1 protein-coding gene is annotated in these 10,377 nt (G+C 46.3%); it reads right to left on the bottom strand.

All coding sequences use genetic code 11. The annotated features are described in order from the left end of the window. Nucleotides 1-190: 190 nt before the first annotated feature. Complete coding sequence (locus tag RSK81_RS04735) at nt 191-10,369, bottom strand: CshA/CshB family fibrillar adhesin-related protein (RefSeq protein ID WP_315687587.1); 10,179 nt, start codon at nt 10,367-10,369, stop codon at nt 191-193. Between the last annotated feature and the right edge of the window lie 8 nt (nt 10,370-10,377).

Below are 10,377 nucleotides of genomic sequence, written 5' to 3'. Positions count from 1 at the left end.
TTTAAATTGCAGATTTTATTATACACTATTCTATTTTAGTTATCCATATATATAACTATAATTGTAAGAAACTAACATTATAATTAGACACTTTGTTGAAAACAGTCTATTTTTAACAAAAAAAGAGGAAAGATCCATAAACGAATCTTTCCTCTTTTAATTTAGTATCTGAAACCTAAATTCTTAATTTTTAGTCTTCAGACTTTTTCTTTCTCTTCTCTAAACCAATCAGTCCTAAACCTGATACTCCCGCAAGTAAGCTTGCTGCCAAGTATGAGGTTTCTTCTGTACCAGTCTTAGGAAGGGATTTTGCACCCGCACTCTTAGAAAGTGATGGCGGTGCAGGTGTAATCGTCCGCTCTGGCTGAACAGGATTTTCTGTCACAGTCGGAATGTAAACCGCTGAAATCGTCTGACCATTACGGTCTTTGCGAATCACTGTCACGCCGTCAGCTTGACCGACAAAGCCCGTTTCCGGTACAAAGGTCACTGTGCCATCTGGCGCAATCGTGTAAGTACCTTGACCTAGAACAACCTTTTTGGTACTGCCATCCTCAAAGGTTGGCGGAACAGTTGGATCAATATCCCCTTCAAAGATTGGTTTACCAGTCTGCGGCTGGCCTTTGAGACCCGTGCTGCCGGTATCTTCTGTGGCAGTACTTCCCAAAACAGTTGGGGTATAGGTAGCTGTCACGGCATTGCCATAAATATCGATACGCTTCACGACGACTCCGCGAGCAGTTCCGACAAAGTCTGCTTCCGGTACGAAAGTCACTGCCCCCAGCATATTGAACCGATAAGTTCCTTCTCCTGGGACAACCATCTCTGTGCTGCCATCCGCAAAGGTAGGTGCTACTGCCTGGTCAATCGCCCCTTCAAAGGTTGGCGTGCCCGTTTGAGCTTGACCCTTGCGACCACTAGATACACTATCCTTGCTAGTTGATGGTTCAACTACGGTAGGAACATAACGAGCTGTCACTGAGCTGCCATTCTTATCACGACGGACAAGGGTCACACCAGTTCCCTTACCAAGGAAATCAGCTTCTGGAGTGAAGGTGACTGTACCGTCTGGTGCGATGGTGTATGTTCCCTGACCTGGAATAGTCTTTTCCTTGCTGCCGTCTTCAAAGGTTGGCGCAATCGTTTCATCAATTGGAACCAATGGATCACCTGCTTCGAAGACAGGTTTTCCAGTTTGAACATGGCCTTTGATATTTGTAGAGGAAGCATCTTTACCCGTTGGGACTACTGCTTTCACTATTGCTTGATATTTGACAATAACAGGAGTTCCGTTAGCGTCTAAACGAATTAACCCCTGTTCTGATGTTTCACCCTTGAATTGTTTTATTGGGGTGAAGGTCACCTTGTTATCCGCATCTACTTCGAACTTACCAACATTTGGCACTTCTTTAATATTCTTTCCGTTACCAAAGAGTGGAGTCGAACCAGCTGGGAATGGAACTAATTTATGTCCTGGCGTAAAAGTCACTTGACCTTTTTGAACCTGACCTTGCAGACCTTCTGTCTTGGTACCAGTACCTGTCGGAGTTACCTTGGTGAACTCTGGACTGTAGGTCGCAGTCACTGGTGTACCATTTTTATCTACTCGTTTCACAGTGATTGGGTCCGGTGTGCCTACAAATTGTTTGTCTGGGGTGAAGGTCACTGCTCCATCCGGAGTGATGGTATACGTTCCTTGACCTGGAATGGTCTTCTTCTTGCTTCCATCTGCAAAGGTTGGCTCAACTGTCTCATCGATCGGAACTAGTGGGTCTGCACCTTTGAAAGTTGGAGTGCCGGTTTGCGGAAGACCTTGTGGGCCAGTGCTCGTTGCGGTGGTGCCTGTTGGAGTTACCTCTTTGACTACCGCTTGGTACTTAACTGTAACAGAGGTACCATTGACATCAGTGCGAGTCAATTCAAGTTCTGGCGTTTCACCCTTGAATTGTTTGTCTGGAGTGAAAGTAACCTTGCCGTCTGCGTCCACTTCAAACTTTCCAATATTTGGTACTTCTTTAACTGTGGAACCATTGTCAAATAACGGAGTCGAACCTGCTGGGAATGGAACAGAATCATGGCCTGGAGTGAAGGTAACTTTGCCTTCTTGAACTTGGCCTTGCAAGCCTTCTGTTTTAGTGCCGGTACCTGTTGGAGTTACCTTGGTGAACTCTGGACTGTAGGTCGCAGTCACTGGTGTACCATTTTTATCTACTCGTTTCACAGTGATTGGGTCCGGTGTGCCTACAAACTGCTTGTCTGGAGTAAAGGTCACTGAGCCATCTGGAGTAATGGTGTAAGTTCCCTGACCTGGAATGGTCTTTTCCTTGCTACCATCGTCGAAGCTTGGCTCAACTGTTTCGTCAATCGGAACCAATGGATCACCACCTGCAAAGGTTGGGGTGCCAGTTTGAGGAAGGCCTTGTGGGCCAGTGCTAGTTGCGGTAGTTCCTATTGGGGTCACTTTCTCAACAGTAGGCGTGTACTTAGCCGTCACTGGGGTACCATTCTTATCTACTCGCTTAACAACAACTGGGTCTGGTGTTCCAACAAATTGCTTGTCCGGTGTGAAAGTGACAGATCCATCTGGTGTTACTTCGAAGATTCCGACATTTGGAACTTCCTTGCGTTTGCTTCCATCATCGAAAGTCGCTGGAGTATCATTATCCAGTGGTACATTCGGGTCGCCACCAACAAAGTTTGGTTTACCAGTTTGTGGACGGCCTTGTGGGCCAGTGCTAGTTGAGGTGGTACCTATTGGAGTTACCTCTTTCACTACCGCTTGGTACTTGACGGTTACTGATGTTCCATTGGCATCCACACGAGTCAATTCGAGTTCAGGTGTTTCACCCTTGAATTGTTTGTCTGGAGTGAAAGTTACCTTACCATCTGCGTCCACTTCAAACTTACCAACATTTGGCATTTCCTTCACAGTTTTACCATTGTCAAATAGTGGAGTTGAATCAGCTGGGAATGGAACAGAGTCATGACCTGGGGTGAAGCTTACTTTACCTTCTTGAACTTGGCCTTGCAGTCCTTCTGTCTTGGCACCTGTACCGGTCGGAATAACAGCAGTCACAGTCGCTTGGTAGTTAGCCTTAGCCACTGTACCATTGACATCGGCACGGCTGAGTTCGATTTCTGGAGTTTTGCCTACAAAGGTTTTGACTGGAGTAAAGGTAACATTACCCTCCATATCAACCTCCAACTTACCGACTTTGGCAATTTCTTTCACATTCGTGCCAGTGTCAAAGACTGGGCTGCTGTTCTCTGGGAAACCAACTTGAGGACTTCCTGGTTCAAAAGTAACTTTTCCTTTTTGAACTTGGCCTTGAAGCCCCTCTGTCTGATCACCTTTCGCCGTCGGAGTCACTTTCTCAACAGTTGGTGTGTACTTAGCCGTCACTGGTGTACCATTCTTATCTACTCGCTTAACAACAACTGGGTCTGGTGTCCCAACAAATTGCTTGTCAGGTGTGAAAGTGACAGATCCATCTGGTGCTACTTCAAAGGTACCGACATTTGGAACTTCCTTGCGTTTGCTTCCATCATCGAAAGTCGCTGGAGTATCATTATCCAGTGGTACATTCGGGTCGCCACCGACAAAGTTTGGTTTACCCGTTTGTGGTCGGCCTTGTGGACCAGTGCTAGTTGACGTAGTAGCTGTTGGAGTTACCTCTCTCACTACCGCTTGGTACTTAACTGTAACAGGGGTGCCGTTGGCATCTACACGAGTCAATTCAAGTTCTGGCGTTTCACCCTTGAATGGCTTGTCTGGAGTGAAAGTCACCTTACCATCCGCATCCACTTCGAACTTACCAACATTTGGCACTTCTTTAACTGCGGTACCATTATCGAATAATGGAGTTGAACCTGCCGGGAATGGAACTGAATCATGGCCTGGAGTGAAGCTAACATGACCTTCTTGAACCTGACCTTGCAAGCCTTCTGTCTTAGTACCGGTGCCTGTTGGAGTTACCTTGGTAAACTCTGGACTGTAGGTCGCTGTCACTGGTGTACCATTCTTATCCATCCGCTTAACGGTGACTGGATCTGGTTTACCTACAAATTGCTTGTCTGGCGTGAAAGTCACTGCGCCATCCGGAGTGATGGTATAAGTTCCTTGACCTGGAATATTCTTTTCCTTGCTGCCATCTGCAAAGGTTGGCTCTACTGTGTCATCGATTGGAACCAGTGGATCTCCACCCTCAAAGGTTGGGGTACCAGTTTGTGGACGGCCTTGTGGACCGGTGCTAGTCGCGTCGGTTCCTGTTGGAGTTACTTTAGTGAACTCTGGACTGTAAGTTGCCGTCACTGGAGTGCCGTTCTTGTCCACTCGCTTCACTGTGATTGGGTCCGGTGTGCCTACAAACTGCTTCTCTGGCGTGAAAGTCACTACGTCATCTGGAGTGATGGTGTAAGTTCCCTGACCTGGAATGGTCTTCTCCTTACTTCCATCTGCAAAGGTTGGCTCAACTGTTTCATCAATCGGAACTAGTGGGTCCGCAGCTTTGAAGATTGGAGTTCCTGTTTGCGGGATACCTTGTGGACCGGTGCTCGTAACGGTGGTAGCTGTTGGAGTTACTTCTTTCACTACCGCTTGGTATTTAACTGTTACTGGAGTTCCGTTGGCATCCACACGAATAATTCCTAATTCTGGTGTTTCACCCTTAAACTGTTTGTCTGGAGTGAAGGTCACAGTGCCATCAGCATCTACTTCAAACTTACCGATATTTGGTACTTCTTTAATATTTTTTCCGTTACCAAATAGCGGAGTCGAGCCTGCTGGGAATGGAACTAATTCATGGCCTGGCGTGAAGGCGACATGACCTTTTTGAACCTGACCTTGTAATCCTTCTGTCTTATCACCAGTACCTGTCGGAGTAACAGCTGTCACAGTTGCTTGGTAGTTGGCTTTTGCTGCTGTACCATTGACATCTGTACGGCTAAGTTCAACTTCTGGTGTCTTACCAACAAACGATTTGACTGGTGTGAAGGTAACATTACCATCCGCATCAACCTCGAACTTACCGACCTTGGAAATTTCTTTGACGTTCGTGCCAGTATCAAATACCGGTGTGCTGTCGGTTGGGAAGCCTACTTGCGGACTTCCTGCTTCAAAAGTAACCTTGCCTTTTTGAACTTGACCTTGTGGCCCTTTTGTCTGAGCACCTGTTGCTCTTGGAGTCACTTTTTCAACTGTTGGAGTGTACTTGGCTGTCACCGGAGTACCATTCTTGTCCACTCGCTTAACAACGACTGGGTCTGGTGTTCCAACATATTGCTTATCTGGGGTAAAGGTAACAGAACCGTCTGGTGCCACTTCAAAGATACCGACATTTGGAACAACCTTGCGCTTGCTTCCGTCGTCGAAAGTAGCCGGAGTATCATTATCCAGTGGAACTCCCGGAGTGCCGCTCACGAAGTTTGGCTTGCCTGTTTGTGGACGGCCTTGCTCACCAGTGCTGGTGATATTTGTTCCCGTTGGAACCACTTCTTTCACTACAGCTTGGTATTTGACGGTGACAGGAGTGCCATTAACATCAGCTCGAACCAATGTCAGCTCAGGAGTGGTTCCCTTAAACTGCTTGTCTGGCGTGAAAGTCACCTTGCCATTGGCATCCACTTCAAATTTACCAACGGTTGGAATCTCTTTAACAGTCAAACCATTGTCAAAGAGTGGAGTTGTTTCAGCTGGGAATGGTACAGAGGCATGACCAGGCGTGAAGGTGACATGACCTTCTTGAATCTGACCTTGCAAGCCTTCTGTCTTATCACCAGTACCAGTTGGAGTCACCTTAGTAAACTCTGGACTGTAAGTCGCAGTGACTGGTGTACCATTCTTATCGACACGTTTTACGGTAATTGAATCTGGCTTGCCTACAAACTGCTTCTCTGGCATGAAGGTCACTGCACCCTCTAGAGTGATGGTGTAAGTTCCCTGACCTGGAATATCCTTCTTCTTGCTGCCATCTTCGAAAGTTGGCTCTACTGCTTCATCAATCGGAACCAGTGGATCACCACCTTGGAAAGTTGGGGTACCAGTTTGCGGGATCCCCTGAGGACCGGTGCTAGTTACATTAGTGCCCATTGGAGTTACTGATGTGACCGTCGCGATATAAGTTACTTTCGCGGCAATACCATTTTCATCTTTGCGAGAAATGCTAATTTCTGGTGTTTCACCCTTGAACTGTTTGTCTGGCGTGAAGGTGACATTCCCCTCCGCATCTACTTCAAACCTACCGACTTTGGCAATTTCTTTGACATTCGTACCTGTGTCAAAGACTGGGGTGCTGTTGGCTGGGAAGCCTACTTTTGGATCGCCAGCTTTAAAAGTTACACGGCCCTTTTGAACTTGGCCTTGCGGACCTTCTGTCTGATCTCCAGTTCCTGTCGGAGTCACAGCGGTCACAGTCGCTCGATATTTGGCCTTAGCTACTGTACCGTTGACATCTGTACGGCTGAGTTCGACTTCTGGAGTTTTGCCGACAAATGTATTGATTGGCGTGAAGGTGACATTGCCTTCCGCATCTACTTCGAACTTACCGACTTTGGCAATTTCTTTGACATTCGTGCCGGTATCAAAGACTGGTGTGCTGTCGGTTGGGAAGCCTACTTGCGGACTTCCTGCTTCAAAAGTAACCTTGCCTTTCTGAACTTGGCCTTGAGGGCCTTTCGTCTGAGCGCCTATTGCTCTTGGGGTTACTTTCTCAACAGTAGGCGTATATTTAGCTGTCACAGGAGTGCCATTTTTGTCCACTCGCTTAACAACAACTGGATCTGGTGTGCCAACAAATTGCTTGTCTGGTGTGAAAGTGACAGATCCATCTGGTGCCACTTCAAAGATTCCGACATTTGGAACCACCTTGCGCTTACTTCCATCGTCGAAAGTCGCTGGAGTATCATTATCCAGTGGTACATCTGGGTTGCCACTGAAAAAGGTTGGCTTACCTGTCTGTGGACGGCCTTGTTTACCAGTGCTGGTGATGTTTGTCCCTGTTGGAGTAACAGCAGTGACTGTCGCCTTGTAGATAGCTGTAGCTGTGCTACCATTCCTATCTGTACGAGTAATCCTGATGTCTGGCGTAAGGCCTTTAAATTGTTTCTCTGGAGTAAAGGTTACATTTCCATCCTCATCCACTTCAAACTTACCAACAGTAGGCACTTCTTTAACAGTCGAACCATTGTCGAAGAGCGGAGTTGAGCCAGCTGGAAAGGCCACCGTTTGTTTTTGACCGTTGACTTGCGCAGAACCTTCTGTGAAGCTGACTTTTCCTCGCTGAACTTGACCTTGTACACCACTTGTTTCAGCATTCGTTGCACTTGGTGCTGCTGCTTTCACATCAGCCTGATAGGTAGCTGTTACTTCTGTTCCATTGACATCTACTCGCTTGATAATCTCTGCCGCTGGCCGTCCAGTATAAGTCGGTAGTGGAGTGAAGGTAACTAAGCCTTGATTATCCACCTGATAGGTACCAACACCAGCAACTGTTTTAGTCTGGCTGCCATTATCAAATGTTGGAAACTTCTTGCTATCAATAGGCACACGATTATTGCCTGGATTGAAGGTCAATTGCCCTGTCTGAACTGCACCTTGAATGCCCTCGCTGCTGGCACCTTGAGCAGATGGTCTAACAGGAGTCACCTTTGGCTGATAAACAGCTTGGTGCGGAATACCTTTGCCATCAGTCAGCTGAACGGAAATAGGGTCTACAGTCCCAACAAAGTTTTTGTTTGGTTTGAAAGTAATCTTACCTGTTGCAGGTTGGACTTCAAAACGACCGACTTCCCGACCATTTGATAAAGCTGGAACTCTAGTATCATCTGTAGTCGTTCCATCCGCTTTCACAAATTTTACTGGATTTGCTGCAGTCGGATTTGCCGGAGTTTTGCCAGCATCACCATCATTAAAGACAGGCGTCTTTTCTTGCGTTAGTCCTTGAGCATCTTTTGTTTCATACTTAGGAACATTGAGCACAGTTGGTACATAGCGTCCATCCATGGTGTTGAGCTGGTCATTGATGACTGCTTCAGCCTGATTCTTGGCAATCCAATCTGTACTTGCGCCGTTAGTATCAAAACGACGGATGTTAATTCCCTGGGCTGTGCCGATAAAGCCCGCCTTAGGCTCATATACCACATCTACATCAGCAACGTTTGCAGTTACTTTATAACGGCCTTCAGCAGTGTTATACCAGCCTGCTGCATCAGCAGTCAGGGCATTTCCTCTCGCATCCAATACAATCGGAGCTTTAGTAGTATCAATCGCTACTCTCTTATTTTCAGTATTTTGAGCAATCCCCTGCGGAGTGAAATGAAGAGTGGCTGTCTGTCTCTGATCACGGATTCCAGTACTTTCCTTCTTCTCGCCTTTTGGTGGATAGGTCAGTTCAACTTCTAGGTCTTCCACCTCACCACTAAATGAAGTTCCGGTAGGTTTTTCAATATCTCCCTTGTTCAAGGCAATACGAACCCGCATTCCCAGCTTGCTAAGTTCAGGATTGGTCATGGCTGGATTCTTCTTAAAGTTGACAGTATAATCTCCCGCAGTTGTTACTTCGGGAAATTCACTGGCTTCGTCTTCGTCAAAGACACCATTATTATTGAAGTCAATCCAGGCACGAACATAGGCTTTTTCATATCCGTTAGCCGAAGCATGGATGCGGAGAGAATAATCTCCGTCACGCAGACGGTTGACTGGAAAGAGACCATTGGTTTTCCCGACTAAATCATCAGACAAGAGCTGATTAATACCTTCATCGGCTAAATCATTCTGATCGTCATGCTTCCAGTTGTTTCCAGATGTGGTATCAATATCAGCCGCAACACGGCCCAAGAATGGCTGTGGATTTTGACCGCCAGTTTCTGCATTGTATCTTGAAATAGCATGGATAGCTTTTCCATAAGAATCCGGTGCATCACCTTCATCGATTGCCATAAAACCAATCATCGCAGCTTGCTGACCAGAAGAAGCTATGTAAATACCAACCTCTGATGCACCACGTGTCATGACAAGCGGAATTGTATTGTTTCTAGAAACGTTCGGTCCAAATACTTGACTTCCCAGTCCGCCAGTCTTTTGGTCCGGACTGACATAGGCCTGCCAATGAACCCCAGTACCGTCATTTCCAATAAATTGGCCTTCTGTAGTAGGCTTCATTGGCTTGTAGGTTTCTGTAATCTCAGTAGTCACACCATTTGCGTCTGTAACTGTACGCTTCCACTCGGCCAAATGTTCCCAACCCTTACCATTGGTTGTAAAGATAGCATACTCACCAGGGTTTGCCTCTTCTCCATCAGCCATGACAACGGTTGCTTTAACTGGCTTCCCACGATATCTAGCTTCAACTTTGAACTTCACACCATAGTTGGCTTCATCTTTAGGAACCTGCAGTTGGGTCTTACGCCCTTTAGTATCAATTCCTTCTGACTTAATAGCTGAATATTGATTCTGAGCAGCACCAGTAATTTTAGGACGGTAATCATCACCATACCAATACTGATAAGCATAATTATTACTATTGTTATATTGAAGCCAAGTATTTTTTGCATTGGGATCATAGCTGTTTTCGTACTCAGTTCCCTTTACTCGATCACGATAGATCTCTGTCGCATAGAAAGGTTTCAATTCCGTTACGGTCAGTTTGACCACATAGCCCGGCGAAATTTCCTTTTCATATACTGTTCCAACTTTAAAGGAGCCGTCTTTATCTAGATTTCTCAGTGATTTAGTATCACCAAAATCTAGCCAGTTCACCTGCTTCATCAACTCATCAGAGCGTTTCCTCACTGATTCTTCCAGTGTTGGTTTAGAAACTGTAGGATTAGGTGTTGCATCTTGTATAGCAGAGCTAGCTTGACCAGCAGGACTGGCTGTACGGAATGATGTTCCTGCCTCCATTGGCTGGCCATTACGATCAGACCTTGGCATAGCCGCAGAACTTGGTTTTGGCGTATATTGCACTGAATAAGAGCGCGTCCGACTAGCTTCAGCTGGTCTGGCTTCATTAGAGGTCTCAGCTGTTTGATTAGCTTCTTGTGCCTTTTCAGGTGTCGCTTGCTCTGGGGCAGCATCTGGACTTACCAGCTGATTTTGATCAGCACTTGCTTCTGAGTTAGCTGTTTCAGAAACAGCAGATGTTGCTGTATTCTCAAGAGCAGGCTGACTAACTGGCTGACTCATAGCAGAGTCCGTCGGTTTTTCTGGCAGTGAGATATTATCATCTACAGATCCGCTGGCAGTTTCATCTGCATTGACCGTAGCCGCAGTACCTAAAAGGAAAACGGTAGATAATAATACCGAGCAAACTCCGACATTTAATTTTCGAATCGAAAACTTGTTTAAATGGGGGTTAAATAATTCTTTTCCCATAGAATCTC

Source organism: Streptococcus sp. DTU_2020_1000888_1_SI_GRL_NUU_041A (genome assembly GCF_032387735.1).
Lineage (GTDB): Bacteria > Bacillota > Bacilli > Lactobacillales > Streptococcaceae > Streptococcus > Streptococcus sanguinis.
Note: the sequence above shows the minus strand (reverse complement) of the source record. Positions and strands in the feature narration are given on the sequence as shown.